At 72.8% G+C, this 15,786-nt stretch carries 16 protein-coding genes; 5 read left to right on the top strand and 11 right to left on the bottom strand.

All coding sequences use genetic code 11. The features are described 5' to 3' along the window. Nucleotide 1 precedes the first annotated feature (1 nt). From ACIGAN_RS17335 to ACIGAN_RS17325, 3 genes are all read left to right on the top strand, one after another. Complete coding sequence (locus tag ACIGAN_RS17335; protein ID WP_365095102.1) at nt 2–463, top strand: MarR family winged helix-turn-helix transcriptional regulator; 462 nt, start codon at nt 2–4, stop codon at nt 461–463. Between the two features lie 112 nt (nt 464–575). Further along, on the top strand, nt 576–1,040 hold the full coding sequence (locus ACIGAN_RS17330) for an organic hydroperoxide resistance protein (RefSeq protein WP_399858375.1): 465 nt from the start codon (nt 576–578) through the stop codon (nt 1,038–1,040). Between the two features lie 38 nt (nt 1,041–1,078). Next, nucleotides 1,079–2,251 (top strand): serine hydrolase domain-containing protein, encoded by a 1,173-nt coding sequence (locus ACIGAN_RS17325; protein ID WP_399858373.1) that lies wholly within the window; start codon nt 1,079–1,081, stop codon nt 2,249–2,251. 6 nt (nt 2,252–2,257) lie between these two features. Here the strand turns inward: ACIGAN_RS17325 and ACIGAN_RS17320 are convergent, their stop codons facing one another. The 5 genes from ACIGAN_RS17320 to ACIGAN_RS17300 form a co-directional block, all read right to left on the bottom strand. After that, complete coding sequence (locus ACIGAN_RS17320) at nt 2,258–2,533, bottom strand: DUF1876 domain-containing protein (RefSeq protein WP_365095111.1); 276 nt, start codon at nt 2,531–2,533, stop codon at nt 2,258–2,260. 72 nt (nt 2,534–2,605) lie between these two features. After that, nucleotides 2,606–3,451: an EamA family transporter gene (locus tag ACIGAN_RS17315; protein WP_399858370.1), complete on the bottom strand. Its 846-nt coding sequence runs from the start codon at nt 3,449–3,451 to the stop codon at nt 2,606–2,608. After that, nucleotides 3,448–3,963: a YbaK/EbsC family protein gene (locus ACIGAN_RS17310; protein ID WP_399858367.1), complete on the bottom strand. Its 516-nt coding sequence runs from the start codon at nt 3,961–3,963 to the stop codon at nt 3,448–3,450. The genes ACIGAN_RS17315 and ACIGAN_RS17310 overlap by 4 nt, the downstream gene beginning before the upstream one ends. A 129-nt stretch (nt 3,964–4,092) precedes the next feature. After that, on the bottom strand, nt 4,093–4,278 hold the full coding sequence (locus ACIGAN_RS17305; protein ID WP_399858365.1) for a DUF397 domain-containing protein: 186 nt from the start codon (nt 4,276–4,278) through the stop codon (nt 4,093–4,095). Continuing rightward, nucleotides 4,275–5,120, bottom strand: a complete 846-nt coding sequence (locus ACIGAN_RS17300) for a helix-turn-helix domain-containing protein (RefSeq protein WP_365735986.1) — start codon at nt 5,118–5,120, stop codon at nt 4,275–4,277. The genes ACIGAN_RS17305 and ACIGAN_RS17300 overlap by 4 nt, the downstream gene beginning before the upstream one ends. A 137-nt stretch (nt 5,121–5,257) precedes the next feature. On the opposite strand from ACIGAN_RS17300, the gene ACIGAN_RS17295 reads away from it, so the two are divergent. Beyond that, nucleotides 5,258–5,659: an ATP-binding protein gene (locus ACIGAN_RS17295; RefSeq protein WP_365735985.1), complete on the top strand. Its 402-nt coding sequence runs from the start codon at nt 5,258–5,260 to the stop codon at nt 5,657–5,659. A gap of 61 nt (nt 5,660–5,720) precedes the next feature. Here ACIGAN_RS17295 and ACIGAN_RS17290 read toward each other — a convergent pair whose 3' ends face one another. Both ACIGAN_RS17290 and ACIGAN_RS17285 read right to left on the bottom strand, forming a co-directional pair. Further along, the gene (locus tag ACIGAN_RS17290; protein ID WP_399858363.1) at nt 5,721–7,928 is read right to left on the bottom strand and encodes an MMPL family transporter; all 2,208 of its coding nucleotides are present in this window, start codon (nt 7,926–7,928) and stop codon (nt 5,721–5,723) included. A 101-nt stretch (nt 7,929–8,029) separates the two neighbouring features. Beyond that, nucleotides 8,030–8,632: a TetR/AcrR family transcriptional regulator gene (locus tag ACIGAN_RS17285; protein WP_399858361.1), complete on the bottom strand. Its 603-nt coding sequence runs from the start codon at nt 8,630–8,632 to the stop codon at nt 8,030–8,032. 155 nt (nt 8,633–8,787) lie between these two features. On the opposite strand from ACIGAN_RS17285, the gene ACIGAN_RS17280 reads away from it, so the two are divergent. Continuing rightward, nucleotides 8,788–12,018, top strand: coding sequence for a S41 family peptidase (locus tag ACIGAN_RS17280; protein WP_399858358.1), 3,231 nt, complete (start codon nt 8,788–8,790; stop codon nt 12,016–12,018). A 58-nt stretch (nt 12,019–12,076) separates the two neighbouring features. Here ACIGAN_RS17280 and ACIGAN_RS17275 read toward each other — a convergent pair whose 3' ends face one another. The 4 genes from ACIGAN_RS17275 to ACIGAN_RS17260 all read right to left on the bottom strand — a co-directional run bounded on the left by ACIGAN_RS17275 (nt 12,077) and on the right by ACIGAN_RS17260 (nt 15,681). Further along, nucleotides 12,077–12,274, bottom strand: coding sequence for a hypothetical protein (locus ACIGAN_RS17275; protein ID WP_351359440.1), 198 nt, complete (start codon nt 12,272–12,274; stop codon nt 12,077–12,079). 76 nt (nt 12,275–12,350) lie between these two features. Then, entirely contained in the window at nt 12,351–13,235 is an 885-nt protein-coding gene (locus ACIGAN_RS17270) for an SDR family oxidoreductase (RefSeq protein WP_365735978.1), read from the bottom strand. Continuing rightward, entirely contained in the window at nt 13,232–14,155 is a 924-nt protein-coding gene (locus tag ACIGAN_RS17265) for an alpha/beta fold hydrolase (protein ID WP_399858354.1), read from the bottom strand. Before ACIGAN_RS17265 ends, ACIGAN_RS17270 begins: the two co-directional genes overlap by 4 nt. Continuing rightward, entirely contained in the window at nt 14,152–15,681 is a 1,530-nt protein-coding gene (locus ACIGAN_RS17260; RefSeq protein ID WP_399858352.1) for a flavin-containing monooxygenase, read from the bottom strand. Before ACIGAN_RS17260 ends, ACIGAN_RS17265 begins: the two co-directional genes overlap by 4 nt. Nucleotides 15,682–15,786: the final 105 nt, after the last annotated feature.

The raw sequence follows: 15,786 nt of genomic DNA, 5'->3' as shown, positions 1-15,786 counted from the left end.
CGTGACGAACGAGGAGAGCGACGCGTCGCTGCTGCTGGACCAGCAGCTGTGCTTCGCGCTGTACGCCGCCCAGCGCGCGGTGACGGCCGCCTACCGTCCGCTCCTCGACGACCTCGGCCTCACCTATCCCCAGTACCTCGTCCTGCTCGTGCTCTGGGAGCGCGGCGAGACCTCGGTCAAGGAACTGGCCGCGGCCCTGCGCCTCGACTACGGCACCGTCTCGCCGCTGCTGAAACGGCTGGAGTCGGCGGGTCTGCTGCGGCGTGCCCGGTCGGTGCGGGACGAGCGGTCGGTGCGCGTGGCGCTGACCGGGCGCGGGGAGGAACTGCGCGAGCGGGCCGCCCGGGTGCCCGGCGCGCTGCTCGCCGCGACGGGGCTGGACGCGGCACAGGTCGCGCGGCTGCGCGCGGAGCTGGGTCAGCTGGCGGAGCGGGCGGACGCGGCGGCGGACCGGGCCCGCTGATCCCGCTGCCGGGTTACCCCCGGTTGCCACCCCCTGGTGCCCCAGGCGGGTTACTGGTCAGTACCTTGTGCACGATGTACTTGCGCGCATCTGTTCCTGGGGAAGGCCCGCCATGACCGAAGCCACCGCTGCCACCGCCGAAACCGCCGGAGACACCCGGCCCACGAAGATCGTGTACGTCGCCGAGGCCACCGCGCACGGCGGCCGCGAGGGCTATGTCACCAGCCAGGACGGGCAGCTCGACCTCAAGGTCGCGATGCCCGCGCAGCTCGGCGGCGACGGCGACGGCACCAACCCCGAACAGCTCTTCGCGGCCGGCTACAGCTCCTGCTTCCACAACGCCCTGATCCTGGTGGGCAACCGCGAGGGCTACGACCTCACCGGCTCCACGGTCTCCGCGAAGGTCGGCATCGGCCCCAACCGGCAGCGCGGCTACGGCCTCGCGGTCGCCCTCGCCGTCTCCCTGCCGGTCGTCGACCCCGGCCTCGCGACCCGGCTGGTGGACGCGGCCCACGAGGTGTGCCCGTACTCGAACGCGACCCGCGGGAACATCGACGTGACCATCCTGCTTGGGTGAAGGGGAGCGAACCGGCGCGACGAGGAGGAGTCAGGGACGTGGACGTGCACGGCACAGTGGCCGAGGGCTTCGAGCCGGTCAGGGAAGCGTTCGCGCGGAACTTCGACGCCCTCGGGGAGCGGGGCGCGGCGGTCGCCGTGCTGCGGGACGGGCGCCCGGTCGTCGACCTGTGGGCCGGCACCAAGGACGTCGACGGCACGGCCCCCTGGGAGCGGGGCACCGCCCAGGTGGTGCGCTCGGCGACCAAGGGCGTCGCCGCGGCCGTCCTGCTGCTGCTGCGCCAGCGCGGGCTGCTGGACCTGGACGCCCCGGTGGGGCACTACTGGCCGGAGTTCAAGGCACGGGGCAAGGAGCGGGTGCTGGTCCGGCACGTGCTGAACCACCGCGCCGGGCTCCCGGTCCTGGACCGGCCCCTCACGCCCGAGGAGGCCCTCGACCCGCTGCGGGGCCCGGAGGCCGTCGCCGCGCAGACCCCGGTTTGGGAGCCGGGCACCGACCACGGCTACCACGCGCTGACCTACGGCTGGCTGGTCGACGAACTGGTGCGGCGCGTCACCGGGCAGGGCACCGGCGAGTGGCTGGCCGCGCAGGTCACCGGCCCGCTCGGGATCGACCTGTGGCTCGGCCTGCCGGCGGCGGAGGCGGGGCGGGCCGGGCGCGTGGGCCGCGTCGAGGGACCCGAGCCGGCCGGCGGGCTGCGCGCCCGGCCCAAGCGCTCGGTCACCGAGGCCTACCAGGACCCGGAGTCCCTCACCCGCCGCGCGTTCGCGGCGATCACCCCGTTCCCGGAGCAGAACGACCCCGCCTACCTCGCGGCGGCCCTGCCCGCGACCAACGCCGTCGCGACGGCGGAGGGACTGGCCCGCTTCTACGCGGCGCTGATCGGCGACACCGCCGGTGCCGCCCGGCTGTTCACGCCGGAGACGGTGGAACTGGCCCGGGCCGAGGAGTCGGCGGGCCCGGACCGGGTGCTGGTGGTCGGCACCCGCTTCGGCCTCGGCTACATGCTGCACGGCACCGCCTCCCCCTTCCTCGCCCCCGGCTCCTTCGGGCACCCGGGCCGCGGCGGCGCCCTCGGCTTCGCCGACCCGGAGACGGGGATCGCCTTCGGCTACGTCACCAACGGCTTCCGCAAGACGGTGACGGCGGACCCGCGGGCGCAGGCGCTGGTGCGGGCGGTGCGGGACGTACTGGGCCGGCAGTCCGCCTGAGCCCCGCTAGACGTGGATCGGGTGGGAGGTCCGCCCGGACGCCTGGTCGATCTCCTCGTGCGCCTTGGTCAGCAGTTGCATGGCCAGTTCGTTGAGCGCCCGCGCACCGGCGATCTCCTCCCCGACCCGGGGCTGATTCGGGTCGGACCGGTGCCGGCTGGCGTGCCCGTGCGCCCGTACCTCGGTGCCGTCGGGCAGCCGGACCATCGCGGCCGCGCGGGTGTGCTGGTCGTCCTCCATGAACTCCAGCTCGACGTGCCATCCCGTCGTGGTGTGCATCATGTGGATCACCTCCGGAGCGTCTAGTTCCAGGGTGCTCCTCGCACCCGCCCGACGCACCCGTCCCGCCCGGGGCTAACCGGCGTGCAGCATCAGCCCGATACCGACGACGAGCAGCCCGGCCGCCGCGATCCTCGGCCCCCCGAACCGCTCCTTGAAGCACACGGCCCCGATCACCGCGCCCACGACGACCGACGACTCGCGCAGGGCCGCGACAGGGGCGAGTGGGGCCCTGGTCTGGGCCCACAGCACCAGCGCGTAGGCGGCGACGGACAGGGCCGCCCCGGTCAGTCCGAGCGCGGCGAAGGGCCGCAGGGCCGCCACCGTCCCGCCGCGCCGGCGCCACAGGACGTACGCCGGGAGCACCGTCCCCTGCACCGCCATGAGCCAGGCGATGTACCCCAGGGAGGACCCGGAGGCGCGCACGCCCAGCCCGTCGACGACGGTGTACGCGGCGATCGTCAGCCCGGTCGCCAGGGCCGCCCCGACCGCCGCCCGGTCGGGCCGGTGCCCGCGCAGCCCCCACAGGGCGACGCCGGTCAGCCCGGCACAGGCCAGGGCGATGCCCGCGGCGGCCCGGGCGTCGGGCACCTCGTCGGCGAGCAGGGCGGCGAGCACGGTCACGACCAGGGGCGCGGTGCCGCGCGCGAGGGGGTAGGCCTGGCCGAAGTCCCCCAGCCGGAAGGACGTCATCAGCAGCGCGTAATAGGCGATGTGGATGACGGCCGAGGACAGCAGGTACGGCCAGGCCGCGGCCGCCGGGAACGCGGCGAACGGCGTCAGGGCCAGCCCGATCACCAGTCCGCCGCCCGAGATCAGCGCGAAGCCGGCGAGCTTGTCGGTGATCTTGTGGGCGAGGGCGTTCCAGGCGGCGTGGGTCACGGCGGCGAGCAGGACCGCGGCGGTGACCAGCGGTGTCACGAGGTGCGCTCGCGCACGTCCACGAGCGTGCCGCCGGCGTGGGCGACGAGGTCCCGCGGCGCCATGGGGAAGACGGTGTACGGGGTCCCGGCAGCGGCCCAGACGATGTCGTGGGCGAGCAGGGAGCGGTCGGCGAGGACGCGGGTCCTGGTGCGGTGCCCGAAGGGCGGCACGCCGCCGATGGCGTACCCGGTGGTCTCCCGCACGACCTCCGCCTTGGCCCGGGTGACCTGTTCCGCGCCGAGTTCCCGGCGCACGCGCTCGACGTCGACGCGGGAGGCGCCGTCCATCAGGACGAGCACGGGCACCCCGTCCGCCGCGAAGATCAGGGACTTGCAGATCTGGCTCAGTTCGCATCCGAGCGCGGCGGCGGCCTCGGCGGCGGTGCGGGTGGCCTCGGGGAAACGCCGTACGCGCCCTTCGAGTTCGTCGAGCCCGAGGTCGCGCAGGGCACGCGCGAACCGGGGGTGCGCTCCGGAGCTGCCGGCGTCAGTGGCGGCTGTCGTCGTCATGCGGGCACGCTAGCGGTGCGTGTATCGGACACGCGAGCCGGTTTCTCAGGCGGCGCCGTCCTCAGCGGGGACGTCCGCGAACTCCCACCACGCCGTCGTCTCCCACAGGCGGCGTGGGAGGTCCGGCTGTCACTCGGCGACGTACGCGAGGAACGACTCCCACGTGGCGGGGACTACCGTCACGTGGGGAGACCCCGGGGTCTTGGAGTCGCGGACGTGGATCACGGCGGGCGTGTGGGCGACCTCGACGCAGTCGCCGGGCTCGCTGCTGCTGCTGTAGCTGCTCTTGAACCAGTGCAGTTCCGGCGTGCTCATAGTCTCTCCAGGACTTGCTCGATAAAGGTCTGCGACTCCCGCGGCGTGAGAGCCTGCGCCCGGATCATGCCATAGCGCAGTTCAAGGACCCGTAGGTCACGGGGGCTTGAGACCGGACGTCCGTTGAACGCGCCCTCGGAACGCCCGATGGCCGTGCCGTCGGCGAACTTCAGCACCTCGATCAGGCCTTGCGTACCCGCGTGCTCTTCCCGGTCTGTCGGCATGACTTGGAGCGACACATTTCGCAACTTGGCCATCTCCAGCAGGTGTTCGAGTTGGCGACGCAACACCATCTTGCCCCCGAGGGGGCGTTCGAGCGTCACCTGTTCCTGGACAAAACTGAGATCCGGCACGGGGTCCCGCTCGAAGACGGACTTTCGAGCCATGCGTGCGGCGCCCTCCCGCTCGATCACGTCGGCAGAGAGGGCGGGCTGCCGCATCTCGAACAACGCCCTCGCATACTCCGGCGTCTGCAGCAGCCCGTGGATGTTGTGATTGCTGTAGAGCAGCATCTCCACCGCCCGCCCCTCCAGCTCCGCCAGTTCCCGCACCTTCTTCGGATACCGGGCCCGCTCCATGTCCTTCGTGAACGCCCTCAGATGCCCCTGGGCGTTCAGCACCCGGTCCGCCCTGTCCAGGTACTCCGGCCGGGGAATCCGCGCCCCCCGTTCCATCTTGCGGATCATGTCCTCGCCGTAGCCGAGCATGTCGCCCAGCTCGGTGACCCGCAGGCCCGCCGCCTCCCGGCACACCTTCAGCAGCTTGCCCACCGCCTGGACCAGCGGCTCGATCTCGTCGCCCGGCTCGACATCCCAGCCGGCCTCGTCGACAGCCTCGTTCATACCCCACCTCCATCGCGCAGCCGTACCCGTACAACGACCGGGACAGCCGGGACAGCACGAGACAAGGTCGGGACAACAGCGGTACGCCCGCCCGCAGTCGCCGGTCACGGCGCCCGGACTCGGCCACGCTGAGTCACATGGACCAGGAGACCACCATCCGCAACCTCAGCCTTCTGCTCTCCCCGACGCCCCGGGGCGCGCGGCTCGCCCGGCTCCTCGCCGTGGAGCAACTGCGTGCGTGGGACGTGCCGTCGGACCCCGCCGAGCAGATCGTCGCCGAACTCGCGGCCAATGCCGCCACCCACGGCCGCGTGCCCGGCCGGGACTTCCGGCTGACGCTCTACGTCGTCGGCGGCACCCTCCGCATCGAGGTCACGGACACGCGCGGCGACCTGCTTCCCCACGCCACCCGGCCGGCCCCGGACGCCACCACGGGCCGGGGCCTCCTCGTCGTGGCCGCCCTCGCCGGCCGCTGGGGCGTGACACCGGGGCCGCACCCGCGCAAGACGGTGTGGGCCGAAGTCGAGGTGCCCGGGTGAAAGGCCGGTGAGGACGCACCGTCCCACAGTGCGCCCTCACCGGCAGGTTTCTGACGATCCGTCAGACGCGGACCAGTTGCCTGTCTCCGTCGTCGTCGCCGGAGGCGGCGCGCAGGCCCTCGCCCTCGACGTCGACGTTCGGCAGGGCCCGGTCGAGCCACCCGGGCAGCCACCAGGCCTTGCGGTCGAGGAGGGCCAGGACGGCCGGGACGATGGCCATGCGCACGACGAACGCGTCGAAGAAGACCGCGATCGCGAGGCCGAAGCCGATCATCTTGACCATCGACTCGGAGGAGCCGATGAAGCCGGCGAAGACGGCGATCATGATGACCGCGGCGGCGCTGACGACCCGTGCGCCGTGCCGGAAGCCGGTCACGACGGCCTGGGCCGGCTTCTCGCCGTGGACGTAGGCCTCCCGCATCCGGGTCACGAGGAACACCTCGTAGTCCATGGCCAGGCCGAAGACCACGCCGACCATGAAGATCGGCATCATCGACATGACGGGCCCGGTCTGCTCGACGCCCATGAGGCCGGACAGCCAGCCCCACTGGAAGACCGCGACGACCGCGCCGAGCGCCGCCATCACCGACAGCAGGAAGCCGAGGGCCGCCTTCAGCGGGACGAGGATCGAGCGGAACACCACGATCAGGAGCAGGAAGGCCAGGCCGACGACCAGGACCAGGTAGGGCACGAGGGCGTCGTTGAGCTTCTGGCTGACGTCGATGTTCATGGCCGTGCTGCCGGTGACCAGGACGTTCGCGCCGGTGTCGGCCCTGACCTCCGTGCCCGCGTCCCGGATGCCGTGCACCAGGTCTTCGGTGGTGACGGAGGACGGCTTGGAGGCCGGGACGACGGTGATGGTGGCGGTGTCACCGGCCTTGTTCGGCGCGGGCGGCGTCACCGTGACGACGTCCTTCAGGCCCTTGATCTCGTCGCCGACCGCGGTGAAGGCGGCCTTCGGGTCGCCGCTGCCCTTGGCGTCGACCACGACCATCAGCGGGCCGTTGAAGCCCGGCCCGAAGCCCTCGGACAGCAGGTCGTAGGCGCGGCGCTGAGTGGTGGAGGTGGGCTGGGAGCCGTCGTCGGGCAGGCCCAGTTCCAGGCTCGCGGCCGGGACGGCGGCCGCGCCGAGGCCGACGACGCCGAGCAGCAGGACCGCGACCGGGCGGCGCACCACGAAGCTCGCCCAGCGGCTGCCCAGGTTCGGCTTGGCCGGCGCGTCCTGCGCCCTGGCCCGGCCGAACAGCCTGCTCTTCTCCCCGGCCGGCCTGACCTTGCGTCCGGCGTAGCCGAGCAGGGCGGGGATCATGGTGAGGGCGATCAGGACGGCGATGGCCACCGTGGCGGCCGCCGCGACACCCATCTTCGTCAGCATCGGGATGTTGACGACGGACAGGCCCACCAGGGCGATCACCACGGTCAGGCCGGCGAACACCACGGCGGAGCCCGCCGTGCCGACGGCCCGGCCGGCCGCCTCCTCGCGCTCGCGGCCCTCGGCCAGTTCGGCGCGGTAGCGGGAGACGATGAACAGGGCGTAGTCGATGCCGACCGCGAGGCCGATCATCATCGCGAGGGTGGAGGTGGTGCTGCCCAGGTCCAGGGCGCTCGCCAGGGCCGTGATGCCGGAGACCCCGATGCCCACGCCGATGAGCGCGGTGAGCAGCGGCAGTCCGGCCGCGACCAGCGAACCGAAGGTGATGACGAGGACGACCGCGGCGACCGCGATGCCGATGATCTCGCTGGATCCGGTGTGCGGCACGGCCTGCAGCGCGTCACCGCCGATCTCGACGGTCAGCCCGGCCTCGCGCGCGTCCTGCGCGGAGTCCTCCAGGGCGTCCTTGGAGGCGTCGTCGAGCTCCATGCCGGAGACCTTGTACGACACCTGCGCGTAGGCGATCGTGCCGTCCTTGCTGACGGCCTTGGCCTGGTACGGGTCGGTGACGCGGGCGACCTCGGAGCCGTCGGACAGCTCCTTGACGGTCTCGCGCACCGTCGCCTTGTTGCCCGGGTCGGTCATCTTCTCGCCGCTCGGCGCCTTGAAGACCACGCGTGCGGTGGCCCCGTCGGCGCTGGTGCCGGGGAAGCGCTGTTCCAGCAGGTCGAAGGCCTTCTGGGCCTCGGTTCCGGGGATGGAGAACGAGCTGTTGCCCGCGGCGGGGGCGCCGGCCGCGCCGACTCCGGCGAGGGTCAGCAGGGCCACCCATATCAGGGCGATGACGTGGCGCCGCCGGAACGAGAGCCGGCCGAGTTTGTAGAGGAATGTGGCCACGAGGGCGTACTCCCGGTCAGGTCGTGAGGGTCTTCAGGGCAGGGGTGATCAGCCCGACGACGTGAGCGGTGACGTCAGGTGGAGGGCTAGCGGGAAGGGGACTAGTCGGTGGTGGGGACGCCGAGGGCGGGGAGGACCACGGCGTCGATGTACGAGGTGAGGAACGCCTGGGTGGGCGGCTGATCGTCGATCAGCGTGCGCGTGGCGAAGGCGCCGACGAGCATGTGCACGATGTAGTCCAGCGCCGGCCGGCCGGCCGGGACCTCGCCGCGGTCGACGGCCCGTTGCACCACCCGGCGGAACTCCTCCATCTCGGGCTCGATGAGCAGTTCCTTGAACGCCTGGAGGAGGTCCGGGTTGCCGTGCACCGCCATGAACAGGCCCCGCATCAGCGCGGCGTTCTGCTGCATGGCGCAGTCGTCCTCACGTGCGGTGAGGGCGTGCAGGTCGCCGCGCAGGGTTCCCGTGTCGACGTCGGCGATGCTGCCCGGCTTGTTGTGCCGGATCGCCTTGGCCACCAGCTCGGGCTTGCCGCCCCACTGGCGGTAGAGCGTGGCCTTGCTGGACCGGGTGCGAGCGGCCACGGCGTCCATGGTGAGGGCGTCGTAGCCGACTTCGCGGAGCAGGTCGAGCACGGCCGCGTACAGCTCGGCCTCGCGCTCGGGGGTGATCCGACTGCGACGCGCGGTGGCGACCTCAGCCATCCGACTCACCTTCCTGTTCCGAACGACACGGTTTCGTACACCACGACGATAGCGCACCCCGGCACAGAAACGAAACCGTTTCGTACGTGTGCTGGATCACGGCGGCGGATTTGTCCTGACTTGCTGCGGTCCGCACCCGGGCAAAGCATGGTCGGGTGACCTATCTGCGTCTGCCGCATCTCCATGACGACCTGCTGTGCTTCGTCGCCGAGGACGACCTCTGGCTCGCCCCGCTCGACGGTCCGGGCCGCGCCTGGCGGCTCACCGTCGACCGCACCAAGGTGGGCCACCCGCGCTTCTCGCCCGACGGCCGCCACCTCGCCTGCACGAGCTGGCGCAGCCTGGTGCCCGAGGTCCACCTGGTCCCGGTGGACGGCGGCCCGGGCCGGCAGCTGAGCCACTGGGGCAGCACCGACACCCGGGTGTGCGGCTGGACCCCGGACGGCGAGATCCTGGCCGTCGCCTCGCACGGCGAGCCGTTCTCCTACTTCACCTGGGCCTACAAGGTCTCCCCCGACGGCGACCCGGGCCGCAAGCTGCCCTGGGGGCCGGTCTCCGACATCCAGGTGGCCGACCTGGACGGGGAACGCAGGACGCTGCTGCTCACCGGCACGCCCCCGCACGAACCGGCCGCCTGGAAGCGCTACCGGGGCGGCGCCACGGGCCGGCTGTGGCTGCACGGCGAACGCCTGCTCGAAGGCCTCGGCGGCCATCTGCACTCCCCCATGTTCGTCGGCGGCCGGATCGCCTTCCTCTCCGACCACGAGGGCGTCAGCAACCTCTACTCCTGTGCCCACGACGGCACCGACGTGCGCCGCCACACCGACCACGACGCCTTCTACGCCCGGCACGCCGCCAGCGACGGAACACGGGTGGTGTACCAGTGCGCGGGCGACCTGTGGCTGGTGGAGGACCTGTCCCCGGACGCCGAGCCGCGCCGGCTGGACGTACGGCTGGACGGGCCGCGCGCGGGGCGGCGCCCGTACCAGGTGGCGGCCGCCCGGCACGTCGACGGGCTCTCCGTCGACGAGACCGGCCGGGCGAGCGCGGTCGTCGTGCACGGCAGCCTGTACTGGCTGACCCACCGGGACGGTCCCGCCCGCACCCTCACCGACACCCCGGGCGTCCGGGTGCGCCTGCCGGAGATGCTCGGCGCGAGCGGGCGGGTGGCGTACGTGACGGACGCGGAGGGCGAGGACGCCGTCGAGATCGCCTTCCTGCCCCGGGCGAGCGGCGACCGCACCCCCCGGCGGCTCTCGCCGGGCACGCTGGGCCGGGTGCGCGAGCTGGTCTCCGACCCCGAGGGCGAACGCCTGGCGGTCGCCGCGCACGACGGGCGGCTCCTCCTCGTCGACGTCGGCGAGGACGGCGACGGCGGGGTCACCGAGCTGATCAGGTCGGTCAACGGCCCCGTGCGCGACCTCGCGTTCTCCCCCGACGGGGCGTGGCTGACCTGGTCGCACCCGGGCATCGGGCGCACGCTGCGGCAGGTCAAGCTGGCCCGCATCAAGGACCGGTTCGTCGTGGACGTCACCAACGGCCGCTTCGAGGACGAGAACCCGGTGTTCACCCGCGACGGCCGCTACCTGGCCTTCCTGTCCTGGCGCGGCTTCGACCCGGTCTACGACGTGCACACCGGCGACCTGTCCTTCCCGCTGGGCTGCCGCCCCTACCTCGTGCCGCTGTCCTCGGCGACGCCATCCCCCTTCGCGGTGAACCCCGAGGGCCGCCCGGCCGCCGGGGGCCTGGACCCGGTGGAGGACGACGGGAACGGCGAGAGCGGGGCCGTGACCGTCGAGGCCGAAGGGCTGGAGAGCCGGGTGACGCCGTTCCCGGTGGCCGCCTCCAAGTACTCGGCGCTGCACCCGGTGGCCGGCGGCGGACTGGTGTGGCTGCGCTGGCCGATCTCGGGCGCGCTGGGCGAGACGTTCGCCAACCCGGACGACACCAGCGGCCGGCCCACCCTGGAGCACTTCGCCCTCACCAAGGCCAAGAAGTCCGAACTCGCCCAGCAGCTCGACTGGTTCGCGGTCAGCGGCGACGGCAGCCGGCTGGTGGTCGTCGACGAGGGCGAACTGCGCGCGGTACCCGCGAACGAGCCGGGCGACTCCGACTCCACGGTGTGGATCGACGCCCGCCGCATCCTGCACACGGTCGACCCGGCGGCTCAGTGGCGGCAGGCGTACGACGAGGCCGGGCGGCTGATCCGGGCCCACTTCTGGGATCCGGGCATGTGCGGCATCGACTGGGACGCGATCCTGGACCAGTACCGTCCGCTGGTCGAACGGGTCGCCTCCCCGGACGAGTTCGCCGACCTGCTGCGCGAGGTGCTCGGTGAACTGGGCACCTCCCACGCCTACGTCACCGCCGCCCGGCGCAACGAGGGGCCGCCGCACTACCAGCGCCGCCAGGGCCTGCTCGGCGCCAACCTCGTCCGCCGGGACGGCGGCTGGACCGTCCGGCGGATCCTGCCCGGTGACTCCTCCGACTCCAAGGCCCGCTCCCCGCTCGCCGGTACGGGCATCCGGGAGGGCGCGGTCCTCACCCACGTCGACGGCCGCCCGGTGGATCCCCTCGCGGGCCCCTACCCGCTGCTGGCCGGTGCGGGCGGGACGACGGTGGAGCTGACCTTCTCACCCGCCGAGGGCGCGGGCCCGCCCCGGCGGGTCGCCGTCGTGCCGCTGGTCGACGAGCGGCCGCTGCGCTACCAGGACTGGGTGGCCAAACGGCGGGCGGTGGTCCGCGAGTTGAGCGGGGGCCGCTGCGGCTATCTGCACATCCCGGACATGGGCGGCTCCGGCTGGGCGCAGTTCAACCGGGACCTGCGCATGGAGGTGTCCCGGCCCGCGCTGATCGTGGACGTGCGCGGCAACGCCGGCGGGCACATCAGCGAGCTGGTCGTCGAGACGCTGAGCCGCAGGATCCTCGGCTGGGACCTGACCCGTGACGCCCAGCCCGTCTCGTACGCCTCGAACGCGCCGCGCGGCCCGGTGGTGGCCCTGGCCGACGAGGCGACCTCCTCCGACGGCGACATGATCACCGCCGCGTTCCGACTGCTGAAGCTGGGGCCCGTGGTGGGGCAGCGCACCTGGGGCGGGGTGGTGGGCATGACCGGCCGGCACGAGCTGGGCGACGGCACGGTGATCACGGTGCCGATGAACGCGGCCTGGTTCGACGCCTACGGCTGGTCGGTGGAGAACAGGGGTGTCGCGCCCGACATCGACGTCCTGCGCACCCCGCTGGACTGGGCCGAGGGGCGGCACGCACAGCTGGCCGACGCGGTCGAACTCGCCCTGGGACTGCTGGAGACCGACCCGCCGGCGACACCGCCGACCTACCGCGACGTGCCGGACCGCTCCCGTCCGAAGCTGCCGCCCCGGAGGTGACCGGCAGGGGAAAGGGGCGCCCCGCAACGGGGCGCCCCGGTCCGCTCAGCACGCAACGTCAGGCGTCGTAGTCCTGGTCGAAGCGGTCCTCGTGCTCGCGCTCGCGCTCACGGTCGCGCTGCGGCTGCGAGGGGTCCATGTCCTCGTCGCGCCGGCGGCCGCGGCCCTGCATCTGCTCGCGAGCCTGGTCCGCCTTCTGACGGGCCTGGTTCTGGAACTGCTCGGACTTCTCCTGGAACTGGTCCTTCATACCCATGTGGGTTCACTCCCGTTGGGGGTGAGGGGATCTGGCTCGATCAGATTCACACGGGTCGTGACGCTGCGCATGTCGATCACTCACGCACCGTAGTGCGCTGCTGCTCGTCGGCGGCACCACCGGCTCCGACCAGGCCCGTTCGCATGCCCGTCAGCCGGTCGGCGAACCGCCGCATCTCGCGCTGGCCCACCGTCCCGATGACCGCGGGCAGATAGCCGCGCACCCCCTGCATCCCGCGCAGCCACCACTGCCCGTAGACGTGGCTCGACCGCCGCTCGATCCCGGCCACGAGCCGGTCCACGGCCGGGCCCAGCGGGTAGGTCTTGTTGGACGGCCAGGGCAGCCGCTGCCGCAACTCCCGCATGACGTCCTCCTGGTCGGCCCCGCGCACCATGTCGGTGTCGGTCCACGACAGGTACCCGACGCCGACCTTCACGCCCCGGTACCCGACCTCGGCGCGCAGACTGTGCGCGTACGCCTCCACGCCCGACTTGGAGGCGCAGTACGCGGTCATCATCGGCGCCGGGGTGATCGCCGCGAGGGAGGCGATCTGCAGCAGGTAGCCGCGGCTGTCCAGCAGCATCGGCAGGAACGCGCGGGCGGTCACCGCCGAGCCGACCAGGTTGACCTCGATCACCCGCCGCCAGGACTCCGGGTCGGAGTCGGCGAACGGACCCCCGGTCGCCACACCGGCGTTGGCGACGACGATGTCGACCCGGCCGAAGCGCTCCTTCACCTCCTCGGCGACCCGGGCCATCGCCTCGTGGTCGGTGACGTCGGCGTGCCAGTGCTCGCTGTCGCTGTGCAGCCGCGCGGAGACCTGCTTGAGCGCGTCCGGCTCCAGGCCGACCAGGGCGATCCGCACGCCGCGCGCGGACAGCTTGCGCGCCAGCAGCTCCCCGACGCCGCGCGCCGCCCCGGTCACCACGGCGACCTTGCCCTCAAGGTTCACCCTGCTCATGCGCTCTCCTCGGTTACGGCCTCGATGTGGGTGGTGACGAGTTCGCGCATCTTCCCGGTGACCTGCTCCGGCGCCTCGATCGGGGCCATGTGGCCGATGCCGGGCAGTTCGGTGAACCCGGTGCAGTCCGGCAGCGCCTCGCACAGGGCCCGGGCCTGCGCCGGCGGGGTCAGCCGGTCCGCCGTGCCGACCAGGACGGCCGTGGGCACGGTCAGGTCCCGCACGGCGTGGTCGAGGTCGAGCAGGTCCAGCACCCGCGACCAGCCGTAGCGGACCGTGCGGGGGCAGGCGTGCACGATCCGGGCGCACGCCTCGACCATGTCCGGGGCCGAAGCGGGGCCCATGGTCCCGTACTTGAGGATCCGGCGGGCCAGGGGCGTGACCGGCCCGAGCGGAGCGCGGGAGCCGAGGATCCGCCGGGTGAGCCAGGTGCGCACCGGCCCGGGCCGCATGGGCACGACGGTGGAGGCGGCCACCAGCTGCGAACTGCCCGTGCTGCACAGCAGGACGGCGGCGGCGTGCGCCCGGAAGGCGGGCCGCGCGGAGGCCGCCATGACGGTCATGCCGCCCATGGAGTGCCCGGCGATCACGGCCCGTTCGCCCGGCGAGAGGGTGGCTTCCAGGACGGCTTCCAGGTCGTCGGCGAGCGCGTCGGTGCTGCACGCCGGGCTCGCGGGGCTGCGGCCGTGGCCGCGCTGGTCGTAGGCGATGACCCGGTGGTCGGCGGCCAGTTCGCGGATCTGGGCCGCCCAGAAGGCGGTCGAGCAGGTCCAGCCGTGGGCGAGGACGACGGCGGGCGCGAACTCGGGCCCGTGGATCTCGACGTGCAGCCGGGCACCGTCGGCGGAGACGGCGGTCAGCTCGCGCACGGGGGCGGGCGGGGCGTAGGGCCCGGACGCGACGGGCAGGAGACGGCTCACGCGTCCACCTCGGCCTTCCGCTCACCCCGCGCCTGGCTCCGCCCGGTCCCGGGGGCCCGCAGCACGTCGTACTCGGTGAGGTCCACCCGGCGCGTCTCGCGCCGGAACTCGGCGGTCGTGCCGGGCCAGATGGTGGTGTTGCGGCCGTTGGCGTCGAGGTACCAGCTGGTGCAGCCGCCGGTGTTCCACACGGTCCGCTTCATGCGCTCCTGCACCCGGTGGTTCCAGCCGCGCACGGCCTCGGGGCGGGCGTCGAGGGCGACCCGGCCGCCGAGCACGTCCAGCTGGCGGACGTAGTCGGCGAGGTAGTTCAGCTGGGACTCGATCATCAGGATCATCGAGGAGTTCCCCAGGCCCGTGTTGGGTCCGATGATCGTCATCCAGTTCGGGAAGCCGGCCGCGGAGGCGCCGCGCAGGGCCTCCATGCCGCCCTTCCAGGTCTCGGCGAGGGTGCGCCCGTCGGCGCCCACGACCCGTTCGGCGATGGGCATGTCGGTGACGTGGAAGCCGGTGCCGAACACGATCGCGTCCACCTCGGCCTCACTGCCGTCGGCGGCGACGAGGGTCGAGCCGCGCACCTCGGCCAGGCCGCTGGCGACGACGTCCACATTGGGCCGCGCGAGCGCCGGGTAGTACTCGCTGGACAGCAGGATCCGCTTGCAGCCGATGCGGTAGTCGGGCGTGAGCTTGGCCCGCAGCGCCGGGTCCTTGATGGCCCGGGCCATGTTGCGCTTGGCGAGCTGCTCGACGAAGCCCAGCTCGTTCGGGCGCTTGGTGAACGCCTGGACCTGCAACTCCCGGATGCCCCACAGCAGTCCGCGCCGCAGCTGCGAGGTGAAGGGCAGCTGCCGGTGCAGCCACCGCTCGGCGTCGCTGATGGCCCGGTCCATCCGGGGCATGACCCAGGGCGGGGTGCGCTGGAAGAGGGTGAGCCGGGAGACGTCCGGCTGGATGGCCGGCACGATCTGGATGGCCGAGGCGCCGGTGCCCACCATGGCGACGCGCTTGCCGCGCAGGTCGTAGTCGTGGTCCCAGCGGGCGGAGTGGAAGACCTTGCCGGGGAAGGAGTCCAGGCCGGGGATGTCCGGCACCTTCGGGTCGGACAGCGGGCCCGTGGCCGACACGACGAGGTCGGCGGAGAGGTTCCCGCTGCTGGTCTCGATGTCCCAGCACAGCCGCTCGGCGTTCCACGTCATCCGCTTCACCTCCGAGTCGAAGCGGATGTGCGGCCGCAGCCGGAAGGTGTCCGCGACGTGCTCCAGGTAGGCCCGGATGTGCTCCTGCCCGGAGAAGGTGCGCGGCCAGTCCGGGTTGGGCGCGAAGGAGAACGAGTACAGGTGCGACGGCACGTCACACGCGCACCCAGGGTAGCTGTTGTCCCGCCAGGTGCCGCCGACGCTGCTCGCCCGCTCCAGGACGACGAAGTCGGTGACACCCTCCCGGCGCAGCCGCACGGCGGCCCCCAGCCCGCCGAACCCGGACCCGACCACCGCGACGCGCACATGCTCGTGTTCGCGCTCGCCCATGCCGACACCTCCACACACCACGAGAACCGTGCCAGTGAACACTGGCGCAATGGGAGCGTAGAGCAGCGGCGTACTGATGGGTAGGGGGCAGGACGAGGAAGTTAC

Origin of the sequence: Streptomyces sp. NPDC085931 (genome assembly GCF_044540565.1) — a bacterium.
GTDB lineage: Bacteria > Actinomycetota > Actinomycetes > Streptomycetales > Streptomycetaceae > Streptomyces.
The sequence above is the reverse complement of the archived record's forward strand: the minus strand, read 5'-3'. Positions and strand labels throughout refer to the sequence as shown.

What these genes read in the sequence shown, in the direction of transcription:
- ACIGAN_RS17330 (WP_399858375.1), top strand. Translation starts at nt 576, where the DNA reads ATGACCGAAGCCACCGCTGCCACCGCCGAAACCGCCGGAGACACCCGG.
- ACIGAN_RS17320 (WP_365095111.1), bottom strand. Translation starts at nt 2,533, where the DNA reads ATGATGCACACCACGACGGGATGGCACGTCGAGCTGGAGTTCATGGAG.
- ACIGAN_RS17310 (WP_399858367.1), bottom strand. Translation starts at nt 3,963, where the DNA reads ATGACGACGACAGCCGCCACTGACGCCGGCAGCTCCGGAGCGCACCCC.
- ACIGAN_RS17305 (WP_399858365.1), bottom strand. Translation starts at nt 4,278, where the DNA reads ATGAGCACGCCGGAACTGCACTGGTTCAAGAGCAGCTACAGCAGCAGC.
- ACIGAN_RS17300 (WP_365735986.1), bottom strand. Translation starts at nt 5,120, where the DNA reads ATGAACGAGGCTGTCGACGAGGCCGGCTGGGATGTCGAGCCGGGCGAC.
- ACIGAN_RS17295 (WP_365735985.1), top strand. Translation starts at nt 5,258, where the DNA reads ATGGACCAGGAGACCACCATCCGCAACCTCAGCCTTCTGCTCTCCCCG.
- ACIGAN_RS17285 (WP_399858361.1), bottom strand. Translation starts at nt 8,632, where the DNA reads ATGGCTGAGGTCGCCACCGCGCGTCGCAGTCGGATCACCCCCGAGCGC.
- ACIGAN_RS17275 (WP_351359440.1), bottom strand. Translation starts at nt 12,274, where the DNA reads ATGGGTATGAAGGACCAGTTCCAGGAGAAGTCCGAGCAGTTCCAGAAC.
- ACIGAN_RS17270 (WP_365735978.1), bottom strand. Translation starts at nt 13,235, where the DNA reads ATGAGCAGGGTGAACCTTGAGGGCAAGGTCGCCGTGGTGACCGGGGCG.
- ACIGAN_RS17260 (WP_399858352.1), bottom strand. Translation starts at nt 15,681, where the DNA reads ATGGGCGAGCGCGAACACGAGCATGTGCGCGTCGCGGTGGTCGGGTCC.